The 14,511-nt window shown below is 54.0% G+C and carries 15 protein-coding genes and 2 pseudogenes; 1 reads left to right on the top strand and 16 read right to left on the bottom strand.

The window, feature by feature from the left end:
* Positions 1-75 precede the first annotated feature (75 nt).
* Positions 76-834, top strand: coding sequence for an FCD domain-containing protein (locus tag JZM24_RS07305; protein WP_215669184.1), 759 nt, complete (start codon positions 76-78; stop codon positions 832-834).
* Positions 835-975: 141 nt separating this feature from the next.
* Here JZM24_RS07305 and hxlB read toward each other — a convergent pair whose 3' ends face one another.
* From hxlB to yidC, 16 genes and pseudogenes are all read right to left on the bottom strand, one after another.
* Positions 976-1,539, bottom strand: coding sequence for a 6-phospho-3-hexuloisomerase (gene hxlB / locus JZM24_RS07300; protein WP_215669183.1), 564 nt, complete (start codon positions 1,537-1,539; stop codon positions 976-978).
* Positions 1,532-2,173, bottom strand: a complete 642-nt coding sequence (gene hxlA, locus JZM24_RS07295; RefSeq protein WP_215669182.1) for a 3-hexulose-6-phosphate synthase — start codon at positions 2,171-2,173, stop codon at positions 1,532-1,534. Before hxlA ends, hxlB begins: the two co-directional genes overlap by 8 nt.
* Before the next feature lie 18 nt (positions 2,174-2,191).
* Positions 2,192-3,211, bottom strand: a complete 1,020-nt coding sequence (locus JZM24_RS07290; protein ID WP_215669181.1) for a dihydroxyacetone kinase subunit DhaK — start codon at positions 3,209-3,211, stop codon at positions 2,192-2,194.
* Complete coding sequence (gene dhaL / locus JZM24_RS07285) at positions 3,192-3,857, bottom strand: dihydroxyacetone kinase subunit DhaL (RefSeq protein ID WP_215669180.1); 666 nt, start codon at positions 3,855-3,857, stop codon at positions 3,192-3,194. The genes JZM24_RS07290 and dhaL overlap by 20 nt, the downstream gene beginning before the upstream one ends.
* A gap of 24 nt (positions 3,858-3,881) precedes the next feature.
* On the bottom strand, positions 3,882-5,021 hold the full coding sequence (locus JZM24_RS07280; protein WP_215669179.1) for a mannitol dehydrogenase family protein: 1,140 nt from the start codon (positions 5,019-5,021) through the stop codon (positions 3,882-3,884).
* A gap of 11 nt (positions 5,022-5,032) precedes the next feature.
* Positions 5,033-5,848: pseudogene (locus JZM24_RS18520) on the bottom strand (PTS system mannose/fructose/sorbose family transporter subunit IID).
* A gap of 11 nt (positions 5,849-5,859) precedes the next feature.
* Positions 5,860-6,595 (bottom strand): annotated as a pseudogene (locus tag JZM24_RS07265) (PTS mannose/fructose/sorbose/N-acetylgalactosamine transporter subunit IIC).
* Between the two features lie 2 nt (positions 6,596-6,597).
* The gene (locus tag JZM24_RS07260; protein ID WP_215669176.1) at positions 6,598-7,095 is read right to left on the bottom strand and encodes a PTS sugar transporter subunit IIB; all 498 of its coding nucleotides are present in this window, start codon (positions 7,093-7,095) and stop codon (positions 6,598-6,600) included.
* Complete coding sequence (locus JZM24_RS07255) at positions 7,088-7,510, bottom strand: PTS sugar transporter subunit IIA (protein WP_215669175.1); 423 nt, start codon at positions 7,508-7,510, stop codon at positions 7,088-7,090. The genes JZM24_RS07260 and JZM24_RS07255 overlap by 8 nt, the downstream gene beginning before the upstream one ends.
* A gap of 27 nt (positions 7,511-7,537) precedes the next feature.
* Positions 7,538-8,344 carry a sorbitol-6-phosphate dehydrogenase subunit gene (locus JZM24_RS07250; protein ID WP_215669174.1) on the bottom strand — a complete coding sequence of 269 codons (807 nt, stop codon included), beginning with the start codon at positions 8,342-8,344 and terminating at the stop codon, positions 7,538-7,540.
* A gap of 103 nt (positions 8,345-8,447) precedes the next feature.
* Positions 8,448-8,876 (bottom strand): PRD domain-containing protein, encoded by a 429-nt coding sequence (locus JZM24_RS18075; RefSeq protein ID WP_220098829.1) that lies wholly within the window; start codon positions 8,874-8,876, stop codon positions 8,448-8,450.
* Positions 8,843-9,103 (bottom strand): hypothetical protein, encoded by a 261-nt coding sequence (locus tag JZM24_RS18070; protein ID WP_220098828.1) that lies wholly within the window; start codon positions 9,101-9,103, stop codon positions 8,843-8,845. Before JZM24_RS18070 ends, JZM24_RS18075 begins: the two co-directional genes overlap by 34 nt.
* Positions 9,104-9,246: 143 nt before the next feature.
* Positions 9,247-9,933: a hypothetical protein gene (locus JZM24_RS18065; RefSeq protein ID WP_220098827.1), complete on the bottom strand. Its 687-nt coding sequence runs from the start codon at positions 9,931-9,933 to the stop codon at positions 9,247-9,249.
* Positions 9,934-10,339: 406 nt separating this feature from the next.
* On the bottom strand, positions 10,340-11,068 hold the full coding sequence (locus tag JZM24_RS19675) for a sigma 54-interacting transcriptional regulator (protein WP_220098826.1): 729 nt from the start codon (positions 11,066-11,068) through the stop codon (positions 10,340-10,342).
* Between the two features lie 330 nt (positions 11,069-11,398).
* Positions 11,399-12,763 (bottom strand): tRNA uridine-5-carboxymethylaminomethyl(34) synthesis GTPase MnmE, encoded by a 1,365-nt coding sequence (gene mnmE, locus JZM24_RS07240; protein WP_215669173.1) that lies wholly within the window; start codon positions 12,761-12,763, stop codon positions 11,399-11,401.
* A gap of 102 nt (positions 12,764-12,865) precedes the next feature.
* Positions 12,866-14,509, bottom strand: a complete 1,644-nt coding sequence (yidC, locus tag JZM24_RS07235) for a membrane protein insertase YidC (protein ID WP_215669172.1) — start codon at positions 14,507-14,509, stop codon at positions 12,866-12,868.
* Positions 14,510-14,511 lie beyond the last annotated feature (2 nt).

Genomic DNA, 14,511 nt, shown 5'->3' with positions numbered 1-14,511 from the left:
ATTGTTGACAATTTACAATTAAGCGACACTGTTCTATTATTTGCCTACGCCGTTTCAATGTGATGTGAGAGTGCTATGAACACGCCTGATACGATTACCCTGTTGCGCACCCAATCGCTGACCAATGTGGTACAGGTTGAGCTGGAGCGCCGTATTGTCGCGGGAGAATTAGCGCCCGGTTCGCCCCTACGTGAGGCGACGATTGCGGCCGAAATGGGCATTTCTCGCGGCCCGGTCAGGGAGGCATTTCACATGCTGGAAGAACGTGGTCTGGTGTTATTCGAGAAAAACTGTGGGGTGCGGATACGGCGGCTGGATATGGCGCAGGCGCTGCAAATTTATCAGGTGCGCATTCCGCTGGAAGCATTAGCCGGCTCGCTGGTGGCTCAACAGCTGACGCCGGCGGGAGACGAGCAGCTGCGCGAGGTGTTGCGGCAGATGGCCGGTTGCCTTGAACGCCAGGATATCGCCGTGTACACGCCGCTCAACTTCCAGTTTCACGACCTGCTGGTCAAATATACTGGTAACCCGGCGCTGTATGACACTTACCGCAGGCTGGTGGTGCAGCTGGAGTTATTCCGCCGCTACACCTTTCGCCACGATCCGCAAACGATTAATCTTTCCTTTCGAGAGCATAGCGCCATTTTTGACGCGGTACTGGCGCAGGAGGATGCCGCGCTGGCTGCGAGGTTGTTGCCTTGCGGCGCCTTGAACAGGCCGCTTCGTCGTCCTGATCCTATTGCCGGTCTACACTTATCAACGAACCGTAGGCGCATTGCCCACATCGGGAGCATGCGGTGTCGGTGTTCAGGGAGGCATCGCGGATCTTTTTAGCAGCGGCCCGGAAACCCCATCCGCGCGGGCGGAGAGGGGGCGCCTGGCGTGACGGCGGCGCGTTGGCCGCTATTTCGGCTTGGCGTCACGGCGGCGCGATGGCCGTAATTCCGGTTTGGCGTGAGGGCTGCGCATTGGCCGCTATTCCAGATTGGCGTGGCGGCTGAACATTTGTGTGTCGTTCTGTCCCGTTAGCTGCTTAAGGCGAATCACGACGCTGTCATAAATCAACCAGCTCAGCTGTTCAAACGACGACCACGTCGGCTGCACCGTCGCCGCTTTGGTGGAAGCGTCTTCACTTTTGGCGGTGATACCGGGAATGGCGATCGTCACCGCGGCGAGTTGCCCTATGCTGTGCTGTGGATAAATAGTCAGCGTGGCGAGGGTCGCCCCTTGTTTATGCGCCTTTTGCGCCATGGTCACCAAACTGCCCGTTTCGCCAGAACCGGAACCGATAATCAGCAAATCATCCTGCTGAATGGAGGGCGTCGTGGGCTCGCCGACAAACCACACTTGGAAACCCAGGTGCATAAGGCGATTAGAAAATGCTCTGGCCGCAAACCCCGAGCGGCCGGCGCCGGCGACGAAAACGCGTTTGGCGGCCAAGATCGCATCGCCCAGCGCCTGTACGCTGTCGTTATCGATCTGCTGCGCATCTTCGGTTAACTCCGCCAGGATCGCCAACAAGTTGTCGCATTTATTCATGAGCGCCTCCCAGCATCGCCGTTTTAATCAGTCGCGCTTCCAGCACCGGATCGTCCGCTTTGGTAATAGCCGAACCCACGATAATCACATCCGGCTGCTGATCGACATACTGCTGGATGGTCAGGCTATTAATCCCGCCCGCCACGGAAATGGCGGAGTGGCGTGCGTGCTGTTTCATCACTTTAAGATCTTCGATGGGCTGACGCCCGGCAGCTTGCTGATCGGCTCCGGTATGCACCGCCAGATTTTTGACCCCGGCGGCCTCCAGCTCGGCGATGCGCCCCGGCAAATCCTCCACGCAAATCATATCAATCACCAATGCCTTGCCGCTGTCATGCGCCGCCCGCAGACAGCCTTTGACCGTCAGAATATCGGTGACCCCTAAAGCCGTAACATAATCCGCACCCGCGTCGAAGGCGAGCTGGCTTTCAAAATAGCCTCCGTCCATGATCTTCTCATCGGACAGAATTTTCTTTTCCTGGAAACGCTCACGGAAACGGCGTACGGCTTCCATGCCGCGGGCAATCACGAACGGGGTGCCTATCTCAATGATATCAACGTACTCGAGTACGCTTTCCGCCAGGGCGAGCGCCTCATCCAGCGGTAATTCGTCTAATGCCAATTGGAGTTTCATCTTTCATTCCTTATGTCGTTACAATGAAGCCAGACCCAGCCCCAGCCCCAGCGGCGCGGCCGGCAAAGTCAGGAAACGTTTCAGTTCGTCGTCGAGCAGCAATAGCGTCAGGCACAGGCCGTTCATATCCAGCGACGTTACGTAATCGCCGACGTAAAGCCGCCAAACCTGCGCGCCGTGACCGGTTAACTCGTCAACGATATGTCCGGCCATCAGGTACTGCTCCATCAGCGGCGTGGTGCCCAGACCGGAAACCATCATGGCGAAAGCGCCTTTTTCTGCTTGCAGGCCGAAGTCTTCCCTCAGCGCGTCGACCATTTGCCGCGCGATATCTTGCGCATTCTCCAGGGGAGCCACGCGCTGGCCGGCTTCGCCGTGATGACCGATGCCAAACTCATACGTCCCCGGCGCGATGGTAAAATTTGGTTTACCCACGGCTGGGATCACGCACGGCGACAGCCCGACGCAAATACTGCGGGTGCGTTGCGCAGTTTTGTCGGCGAGCTGTATCACCTGCTCAAGCGTTCCGCCCTGCTGCGCCAGCGCCCCGGCGGTCTTCAACATGAAAACGCCGCCCGCGATACCGTGACGTTTTTCCGCGTCCTGGTGCGGCGCCGAGGCGATATCATCCCGGGCTTTTACTATCCTGACCCGCCTGTGCTCATCCTCCGCCATGGCGATCGCCATCTGAACGTTCATGCTGTCACCGGCGTAATTACCGAACAAGCAGGCCACGCCTTGGCCCTGGTCGGCAGCGCGGATCGCCGCGAGAAACGCGTTGGCGGTAGGGGACGAAAACACTTCGCCGACGGCGACCGCGTCGAGCATGCCCTCGCCGAGATAGCCGAGAAAAGCGGGTTCATGCCCGCTGCCGCCGCCAGTGACAAGCCCCACTTTACCGGGGGGCTGCGCTGCGCTTGTACGGGTAATAACCCGCGGGTTTTCATCGCAGCGCTGTACGCTTTCGGCATGGACGCGTAAGAAACCGTCGAGCATGTCATCCACCACGCGGTCGGGATCATTCAGGAGTCGTTGCATGCGCTTTCCCTTGTTCGATGAGTAAGATTGCCGTGTCTGCGAAGGCGGACAGCAGCAGCAAACATGAGCCTGCGCCTGCGTCTGGATGACCAATACTGCGTTCACCCAGGCGGCTGGCCCGGCCAATCCGCGCCTGCATGGCGCGCGTGGCGTCAAAACCGTCCTGCGCCGCGCTTTTCAAGGCGCTTAATGCCGCTTCCTCGCTTGCCACTGTCGCGATCGCCGCGTTAAGGGCCTCCAGCGCCGGGACAAGCACATCCAGCAGCGTTTTGTCGCCGGGCTGCGCCGGGGTTAATGTACGCAGGTCGCTCAACCCTTTGTCGAACATTGTTTGCAGCGTGGCGGCGTCAATAACCGAACGGTCGCCGCTGGCGCGACTTAAACCGCGGAACCAGCAGCCATAAAGCGGCCCCATCGAGCCGCCGATTTCGCCCATTAATATCTGGCTGATAAGGAGAAGGGCTTCGCTCATGGTCATTTCGGGGGTGAATTTCTCGGCCGCCAGCGTGAAGCCTTTATTCATATTAATGCCGTGGTCGCCATCCCCCGCCGCGCCGTCTATTTCGCTTAGCCAGGATTTATTTTTCTGAATAATGGCGACCATATTTTTGGCAATAAGCAGCTCGTCTTTGTTGGCAAAAGACATAATGACTACTAAATAAATCGTGCGTTAAAAATCTACTGCGGCATAACTTTTCATAATTTTATTATGCAGGTCGCTACTCTCCTGTATACCGGTAAAATGGCTAATGGCCCGGCTAATATCATGATCCGCAATAAAGCGATGCAAGATAACGCTTTGCTCATCGTCAGGATCGTTATAGCGAAGTGCGGCGGCAATGCCTTTAATCAATAAATCATTGGGCAAGCCTTTTTCTTCGCATTGTAAACAAGGGCCGGTCAGGCGATCGCCAGCAGATAATTTACGAATCAGCGAGCGGCAGACACGCTGTACCGTATCCACCACGCCGGGTGTGCGAAATCGATTGATAACAAATCGAATATAATCATCCAGCTCTGCGACGCTAAAACCATAAATGACGCTTAGCAATCGTGCGGTTTCCCTCATCGACTGGCGAATAGCGTCAACCAGCGCGTCGTCGGCGAATATTTGCTGCATGGTGACATATCCCTGCAAATGCCCCATATAACCCGCCCAGGCATGACCGCCGTTGATAATATAAAGTTTGCGGTCCATGTATTGCTGTAAATTATCGGTATATACTGCACCGGGAAGCGGTTGCGCCGCCGGTGCAATCAGCTTGGTTTTATCAATGACTAGTTCGTAATCCACGCCGGCATCAATACTTTGCTGCTGATTGCGCGTAGAGGCCAGCACCATCCGGTCGACGGCGGTGCTGGGAAAAGCGGCCAGGGCATCGACGTCGGGCTCTCCCAGCGCGGCGATTTCTTTTTTCAGCAATTCACCGTTAAAACGCGCATTCTCACAGACAATGATATTGATGCGGTTTTTCCCCGCCGCCCGCCGCGCCTGAAGTCCCTCCAGAAGGAGCGGCGCGATATGGCGCAGATTATCCGCCCATACCGCCGTCGTAATGAGATCCGCCTCCGTTATTTTCTGCACAACCAGCGCCCGATCCTTAACCGGCGACAGCGCATTAGCGACCGGGATAAATTTGCGCTGATACCCCTTTTCGATAAGCCAGATGTCGTAGCCTTTATACTGTTTTATTTGTGTATTCAGGGCGTCATTATTCTCCACAAACGTAATGTCATAACCGCCGTCGTGAAGTAAATCACCGATGAATCCCCGGCCGATACTGCCTGCGCCAAAATGGACGGCCTGCACAGCACCTCCTGTTAAAATATGCCCAGTAATGCCCCGATAATTGCAATAGCCACAATCAATAGCATAATGATGGTGAAATTCTGGTTGAGTTTTATCAGCCACCAGTAGATGCCAAATACCGCCAGTAGCGGCAAAACACCGGGGACAATATTGTCGATAACCTGCTGCAATACGGAAGGTTTATTCTGTTCGCCAAAACTGAACTGTAGCGGCGTACTGAGCTTCACATAGGTCGATGACAACGCGCCCATCATAAAAAGACCCAATGTACTGGCGCCAGTAATCAGCATGCGGATATGGCCAGATTGTAAAATTTACCGGATGGACGCCTGGCCGGCGCGATAACCATAGGCCGCCAATTTTCGGCCAACCACAATCTGGATAATCGGCAACAGCAGTAGGAAAAAGGCGCCGAGAATGCTTCCGTTAGCCGAAAGCGTCACCGCAAGGCCAAAGATAATCGGCTTCAGCGTCGCCCAGTCAATGGAGTCGCCTATACCCGCCATCGGGCCCATCAAACCGGTTTTGATACCGGTGATGGTGTCATCATCGATATCTGCCCCTTTGGCTTTTTGCTCTTCCATGGCGATAACGATACCGTTAATCGGCGCACCGAAGACGGCCTCGGTATTGTAAAACACCAAATGACGCTTGATGGCAAGCTTCAAATCTTCCGGGTCAGGATACAGCTTTTGCAAAATGGGCAGAATGCCGGTGGTAAAGCCCAGCGCCTGTAACCGCTCGTAGGAAATCCCCATTTCTGCAACGATGTAATAATAGAGCCAGCTATTTTTTACATCCTTTTCTGTTATCTCTTTAGGGTACATAGGTAAGATACTCACGCTTCTTTTTTATTTTGATAATAAGAGATGAGCAATACTGCGCTGAGGCCGAAAATCGCCGCGCCGAAGACTGGGATACCGCTGAACTGCACTAGGAAATAGCCGATGAAAAACCAGGGTAGCAGCGCCTTTTTGCCAATGACAAAAATGGTCAAGGCAAAGCCGAGCGCAGGTAGCAGGCCGCCCGCGACGCTGAAACCATGAATCAGCCATTCCGGTACACTGTTTAGAAATGCATTGATACTGTTTTTACCGTAAAGATTAGCCAGGAAGGGCATCGGGAAACGGATGAAGAAGCCAAGCAGAGTCGGCCAGAAGATGGCGCACAGCTTAATTTGGCGTACATTGCCTTCTTCAGCGTATTTATCCGCCATATGCACGAAGACGGCGTTGACGGTTTTCCTGAATTGATCGAGAAAGACGCCCATTACCCCGACCTGCACCGCGATAGCGATAGCCAGCTTCGGCGAGAGACCTGTGTTTAAGGCGAGCGGTAGCGATAAGGCCGGCCAGGCAGTCATCGGCCGGCAGGTTGGAGCCCGCCGCCACCAGACCGATGTACAGGATTTGAATCGCCGCACCGATGATGACCGCCTGCGTGACGTCACCCATTATTAAGCCAATTAGTACCGAGGCAAATAATGGCTGACGGATGGCGTGGGTAATGGCATAACCGACATCGGTTTTACATATCCAATACCAAAGCCCTGTAAAAATCGCGACTTCCCACATAGTCAACCCTCCAGACGCGTAATGGCCTTATCCAACGTTAATTTGACTTCCTCCGGGGTGACCTGGAAGTAGACGGCGGTTCCCTGCGACTGAATAAATTTGAGATCCTGCAAATCCTGATCATCAATGGATATGCCGTTCACTACGCTGCGCCGGTTGACACCGCCACCCAGCCCCCCAACCTGAACTTCTTTGAACACAACATCCCTTGCCATCAGATGCCTGACGTTACCGATGGATTTGAATAACACCAGTACGTTGCTTTTATTGGTGTCGAAGTACCACTCCTGAGAGGCTTTGATAAAATCATCTTCAGCCATGACATGGACATCGACGCCTGGTGGCGCCGCCATCACATAGATATCGGCCAAAAAAGGGTCTTTGGATAATTTGTCATCGACAATAACGATCTCGGTAGCGGAAATAATATTTCGCCATTTTGTAATGACTTGCCCATGAATGAGGCGAAAATCGACCCGTACCAGTTTTATATTATTCATAGGTATTCCCGTTGGCTATTGATGTCACGTTTTTAATACTTTCACCGCCAGCTTCAATGATTCGGTTTACCAGTTCCTCAATACTTAACTCATTACGGTGCATCTCGGCCTCAATCAGCATGGGAAGGTTCATGCCGCAAATCACCGGAAACCCTTTGCGTTTGGCGAATACCGTTGCGACGTTTGACGGCGTGCCGGCATAGATATCGGTAAAGATGATGCTATGGGTGGGTGACCGTTTTAACACCTCGCCCATTTCTTCCATTAATTTCTCAGGCGCCATGCCCGGCATTAATGAAAAACAATAAATATTCTCGATTTTACCTAAAATCATTTCGCAGCTATTAACCAGTTCGTTGCCAAAGCGACCATGTGAAATGACGAATAACCAGGGGACAACATTTAATTTATCCATAAAATTTCCTGCCAGAAATGAAAAGGATTAGCCGCGAGATTTGCCTCCCGTGATATTTATGGTGGTGCCGGTGATATAGCTGGACTTGTCGGATAGCAGCCAGGTAACCAGATTGGCAATTTCATCCAGTTTTCCCTGACGGCCAAGAGGTATTTTTTGGCTGTAATCTTCATCGATGTTCGTCGCCTTCATACCGCGTGTGTAGGCCAGCGCTTCACGGTGCTTGGCATCCCCCATCGGCGTCGGCTCATTGATGCCGGGTGCAACGCCAACCACCCGAATACCGAACGCACCCAACTCCTTTGCCCAAGACAGGGTGAAGCCATGAACGGCGGCTTTGGTCGCGGAATAACAACTCTGTCCTCTTGAACCTTCAATGCCGGCCTCGGAAAGAATATTCACCACCGCGCCTTGTTTTTGGCGGATCATGATGCGGGCGACCTCCTGCGTACAAATAAAAGGCCCCTTTTGGTTGACTAGCACCATAAAATCAAAGTCGTCGTCGCTTAATTCATACTGCGGCGTTTCGCTGTAATAGTCGACCAACAACCGGGCGCGATTGACCCCTGCATTGTTGACCAAACCATCAATACGCTGATACTGACGATAGACATCATCAACAAACTTTTTAAATGATGTGCGATCGGTGATATCGCACAAGCGGTAATCTACCCCGGCCGCGCGGCTGGCCACATCCGGTAATTGGATATACTCGACAATGACCCGGGCATTATTTTCCAGCAGGTCGCTGACAATATGCGCACCAATCCCTGAGCTCCCGCCGGTCACGATAACGACCCGCTGATTCAAATCTATCCACTTATTCGACGCCATTGCATTCTCTCCAGATGAAGTTGAAGCCAGGTAGTGCTAGAGATAATACAAAAGGCGTGCCAGATTTTATTTTAGTTTAATTTCATTAGGTTAAGTCTAGTGTTTAAGCCTCGCCGGAAGCCTGCACACTATTTTTGTCGGCTTTCAACACTAGTAACGACTGGTCAACAGTGATCCAGGGCTCCATCAGCTCATAAATCATCAGGCATTCCGTTGTGGTCACGGCGAAACGGTACTTGGTAATAAGTGGTCGGAAGGCTTCCGGCGTCAGGGAGATAAAATTGCGCTGCTGCTCGGTCAGCTCACTTTCCCCGCGATGATTTAAACCATCATGGGTCATCAGTCGTTCGATCATCGCCGACAGATGCATAAACAAATTGATACGCAGATAGCTTTCAAAGTGAATGCTGTAGGTCATCTCGAAGAATTTCACCACATTTTCCACTTCTTCGATGATAACGTTGGGGTTAAGGAATGAGAGGTGGCTGGCGACGCCCTCTATGGTGAAGAGAATGACGATTTCATCGACCATTTTTTCAGTTGATCCGCGGACATGATCGTCGAGAAATAAATTTTCCACAGTTGATCAGGTTTATCGCCGATAAGCTTTCTGACGTTGATAATAGGAATATAGTTGGCGTTCAACTCGGTGGTGGTAATGATCAACCTCGTGCCGTACAGGGCGCTATCATCTTTTGCCAGCTTCCACTTCAAATCGTCATATTCCATTGTCACGACATCCAGCGTTTCATCATCCACTTAACGGCGGGCTATCTCCTGCAACTGTTTTGACACCCCTTCGCCGGAAATACAGGAGATGATCAATTTATTACCCTGGACAATACCGGAGTAATAGCGCGCCTATATCTCCCAGGCGCCCTTAATGCCGTCGACAATCTCTTTCATCGACAGCCGCTGCTGGATTTTTCCGCAATATCGAGCGCCATTGAGGTGCTGACATTATTCATCACCAGCAAATCTCCCTGGATGTGAAGTTTAATTTCGGCGTAAATATCCTCAAGCAAGCCCATGTCCACCAAAATCACCATGCCGGCTTGTTCTTTCAGGCCGTCAATCCAGGCGGTAAGATGGCTGATAATCCCCCGGGTATCGACGGATAGTGGCATATCAAAGGCCTTGAGATAGAATCCCCCCAGCAAATTATTCGCCGTTCCCGCGATGCTGGAGGCATGAGCCACTATGATGCCCTGGATCAGCGGCTCTTGCTCGACCTGGTGGCAAAAAACGGCGCTCAATAAGGGGTGTAACAGGGGTTCCGGCGTTTCTGGCAAGCGCCGCTGCAGTAGCGCAATGGTTTCACTGGCCAGCAAACAGGCGCGCTGAGGAATGTATTCCGTCACCGCGGTGAGATGCTCGATAGCGGCGGGAGAGAGCGTGTCGTGCAGGCACCATTGCAGACAATGGAAGACGGCCTTTTCCATCATCTCGCCCAGACGTAAACCGCTTAGCTCTGTAAACTCGCCTAAGGTATCGACCGTTGTTTTCCATAGCACTCCATGGTAGAGCCGCCCGGCGGCTGCTTCGTCCAGTGTGGCGTGGTAATGCTCTTCCAGCTTGCGAACAAACAACGGAACATTAGCGGTCCGGCAAAAATTTTCCAGCAGGGTTTATCCCGTCACAGATCTGGCCGGTGTAAGCGGTAATGCCGGGAATGTGCTCTCGTCCCAATGAAAAATGACGTTTTCGCTGTCTTCTGGCGCCGGCGGATTACCGACAAGACGAATGCCAGTCTTTGGTCCCTGCGTAAAAGCGGAAGCGCACAATACTTTAATGCGGTTTTTAAGCTCACCGATGTTTCCCCGCCCTGGGGAGTTATCAAATGGCGGATCAATTCTGTGGGAACGTGAATATCTTGCTTAAAGCGCTGCGCTTCAGCTTGGAAAAAAGTGGATACCAGCGCCAATTTCTCACTAAAAGGGCGTGATTCGGACGAGGGTAATTCGACCATAACGGGAATACGGCGGCGGAACGTTGTCAGCAAGACATTTTCGCTATTTTCGGTGGTGGCGAACAGAAAACGTACGCGGGCGTGACAGGGTTGGCGGTTATCTCCCAAGCGATAAAAGTAGCCTTTATCCATAAAAAGGAACAGTTTTCCTGGTTTTCGGCGTAAAGACGATGAACCTCATCGAGGAAGAAAAAGCCGTCGTCCGCTTCATCAAGCAAACCGGTTTTCTCTTTATCCGCGCCGGTGAAGGCGCCTTTCACATAGCCAAACAGCGTACTGGATAATAATTCCGGGTTATTGGCGTAATCGGCGCAATTAAGCTCAACCAGCCGCGCGCTGCGGGAAATTACGCCGGTTTCACCTGCATAGCGGTGCAACAAGGTGGCGAGATAGCTTTTTCCGACGCCGCTGGCGCCGGTGACCAATATCGGCAAACCGCCATCGGGGTAATTGACCGCCGCCAGGCATAATTCCACCGCGCTTTTCAAGCTGCCCGTGGCGCCGATCAATGCCTGAAAAACCTCTTCCGCAGGCTGCTGCGGGGCCATTGCCTGCGTATGACTGCTTAGCCAAAAATGGACCGGGCGGGTATTTTCTTTGCGCAGAAAGCCCTCGTCGCACAGTTGATTCAGATAGAGGCTGATTACGCTGCGGCTGGCGGAGGTAAAACGTTCGCAGTCCAGCGTCGTGAAACCTTCGCTGTCGTGGTGATAGAACGCGCTTAATTGTCGGTAAAGATCGTCTTTCGCGGACATGGGTTACCTTTTCACATAAAACCGATTAAAGGTTACCTTGTTGCTTTCACGCGGGTTTCGCAAGCGCCGGAGCGGGTGAAAGCCAACCACCTCACAGATTTGGCGCTGGCAAATCCCCATGTCCCGCATTGCCGCCGGGTAGCGTTAGCTATTCCCCGGTTTTCGCGTGCCGTCGGCGACAGAAAGCGTTTTTATGTTTTAGCGGATTTACCCGCAATCGACTGCCGCAGACCATCATTAGGCCACAGGCAGTATGGATTTAATCAGCGAAGGAGGGAATTTGCCCGCTGGGGATTAAGCGTAACAGTGAGGAAGTCGAAGGAACCGGACTCACTTGCCGATACAAAAACTGGAAAAAATTCTGCCCAGCAGGTCATCTGAGCTGAATTCGCCGGTGATCTCGCTCAGAGATTGCTGCGCCAAACGCAGCTCCTCCGCCAGCAGCTCGCCAGCGTAAGCGCTCACTAACTGTTCTTTTCCCTGCTGTAAATGGGTTGCGGCAATTTCCAGCGCGTCGAGATGGCGCCGGCGGGCCAAAAATCCCCCCTCGGTGCCGCCGTTAAAGCCCATGCTCTGCTTCAGATGGTCGCGTAGCAGGTCCACGCCTGCGCCGGACTGCGCCGACAGGGTAATAAGTGGGTAACCGCCCACTTCCCCACAATTTACGCTTTCGCAGGTCAGGTCGGCTTTATTGCGTACCAAGGTGACCGGCATTGCGGGCGGCAAACGGCTAATAAACGCCGGCCACAGCGTATCGGGGTCACCAACGGGCGTGGCGGTGCCGTCCACCATCAGCAGCACATGGTCGGCCAGTTCTATCTCACGCCAGGCACGCTCAATGCCGATACGTTCCACTTCGTCGCCGGCGTCGCGCAGGCCGGCGGTATCGATGATATGCAGCGGCATACCGTCAAGGTGGATATGCTCACGCAGCACGTCACGCGTCGTGCCCGCAATGGCGGTGACGATCGCCGCCTCGCGCCCCGCCAACGCATTCAGCAGGCTGGATTTACCGGCGTTTGGCTTACCGGCAATCACCACTTTTATCCCTTCGCGCAGAAGACTGCCCTGCCGCGCTTCGGTGCGCACCCGTTGCAGGCTGGCGATAACGTCGTTCAGGTTGGCTTCAATTTTACCGTCGGAGAGAAAATCAATCTCTTCATCGGGAAAGTCGATGGCCGCTTCAACATAGATACGTAGGTTAGTAAGCGCTTCCACTAATTCATGAATACGGCCGGAAAACGCGCCCTGTAGCGAATTTACCGCCGAGCGTGCGGCCTGAGCCGAGCTGGCGTCGATGAGATCGGCAATAGCCTCTGCCTGGGCCAAATCCAGTTTGTCGTTAAGAAAGGCGCGTTCCGAAAACTCGCCGGGGCGCGCAATGCGTACGCCGGGCATCGCGACGATACGCTGTAGCAACAAATCCAATATAACCTGGCCGCCATGGCCCTGTAATTCCAGGACATCTTCGCCGGTAAAGGAGTGGGGGCCGGGAAAAAAAAGCGCGATGCCCTGATCAAGCGTCGCGCCGTCGTCGTCGCGAAAGGGCAGATATTCGGCCTGACGCGGACGCGGCAGCTTGCCCAGCAGCGCGCGGGCCACCGGGGCGGATAAGGGGCCGGAGACGCGCAGAATGCCGACGCCGCCGCGTCCAGGCGGGGTAGCAAGGGCAGTGATAGTATCCGTTTGGCTCATTGTAACGCTCGCTTTGCGCCGCGGGGCGCGGTGGTAAAAAAATAAAGGCGGTCATATTGATGACCGCCTTATCAGCGTGGCTATCTGGACGGGCGCGCGCCGTTACTTGGCTTTTTTATCCCTGCTATGCAAGCCGCGTTTTTCCAGGCCGCGATAGATAAGCTGCTGCTGGATGATGGTTACCAGGTTGCTGACGATATAGTACAACACCAGACCCGACGGGAACCACAAGAAGAACACGGTGAAAATGACCGGCATAAAGGTCATGATCTTCTGCTGCATCGGATCAGTGACGGTGGTGGGCGACATCTTCTGGATGAAGAACATGGTAATGCCCATCAAGACCGGCAGGATGTAGTACGGGTCTTGTGCCGACAGGTCATGGATCCACAGCGCGAACGGCGCATGGCGCAATTCAATGGAGCCTGACAGCATGTAATACAGCGCCAGGAAGATGGGCATCTGGATCACCAGCGGCAGGCAGCCGCCCAGCGGATTGACCTTTTCCGCCTTGTACAGCGCCATCATTTCCTGGCTTTGCCGTTGTTTATCGTCACCCAGGCGCTCGCGCATCGCCGCCAGTTTCGGCTGCAGCATGCGCATTTTGGCCATCGAGGTGTACTGCGCCTTGGTCAGCGGGTACATGATGCCGCGCACGATGAAGGTGATGATAATGATGGAGAAGCCCCAGTTGCCGATAAAGCTGTGGATGAATTTCAGCAGCTTGAACAGCGGTTGGGAAATAAACCAGAGCCAGCCGTAATCGACCGCCAGATCCAGATGCGTGGCGATGGCCGCCATCTTGTCCTGAATCTCAGGACCAAGCCACAATGTGGCTTTCAGCTCGCTTTGGCCGCCGGCGGCGACGGTGACGGGGGCGGATTTAAAGCCGACCGCCGCCATACCGTTGCCTAAGTCCGTGGTGTAGAGAGTGTTTTTACCCGCAGTGAAAGGGACCCAGGCCGTGGCGAAATACTGCTGCAGCATGGCGACCCAGCCGCCGTCGGTGCTGACGCTCAGATTCTCGCCTTTGATGTCCTTGAAGCTGTACTTCTGATATTTGTCGTCGGTAGTGGAATAGGCCGCGCCACGGTAGGTGTGCAGCGCGAAGTTGCTGCTGCCGGTCTCACGTGCTTTGGGCAAATCAATGGATTGCTTCAATTGACCGAACAACGTCAGCTCGAGCGGCTGCGCGCTGGCGTTATTAATATCGTAATTGACATTTAACGCGAAATCGCCGCGTTTCAGGATAAAGGTCTTGGTATACACCACGCCGTCAGGGGCGGTGTAGGTCAATGGCACGCGCAATTCGCTTTGGTTATCCGCCAGAACATAGGTGTCTTGATTCGTGGTGAACAGCGGGCGCTCGCCGTTGGCGGGATTATCCGGGCCGTTTTTACCGGTCAGGCCGCTTTGCGCCTGATAGACGAATTCCGGGGACGTTTCCAGCAAATGGAAATGCTGCGGTGAACCCAGTTTATCGGGATAGGACAGCAAGAAAGCCTGTTCGATGTCACCGCCGCGGGTGTTGATTTTCAGCGACAGCACGTCGGTTTTAACCGTAATGAGCTGGCCTTGTCCGCTGGCGGGCACACCCTGGCTGTCCGGGGCTGCCGCAGTGGTGTTCGCGGTCTGTTGCGTGGTCTTGGCGGTAGGCGTAGGAGCATGGTCCGTCTGCCAGGCTTGCCAGATCATGAAAGACACGAACAGCAGAGCGATGACAAGAAGATTGCGTTGCGAATCCATTG

The organism is Candidatus Sodalis endolongispinus (assembly GCF_018777395.1).
GTDB lineage: Bacteria > Pseudomonadota > Gammaproteobacteria > Enterobacterales > Enterobacteriaceae > Sodalis_B > Sodalis_B endolongispinus.
This window is presented reverse-complemented; position numbering and strand designations above follow the sequence as displayed.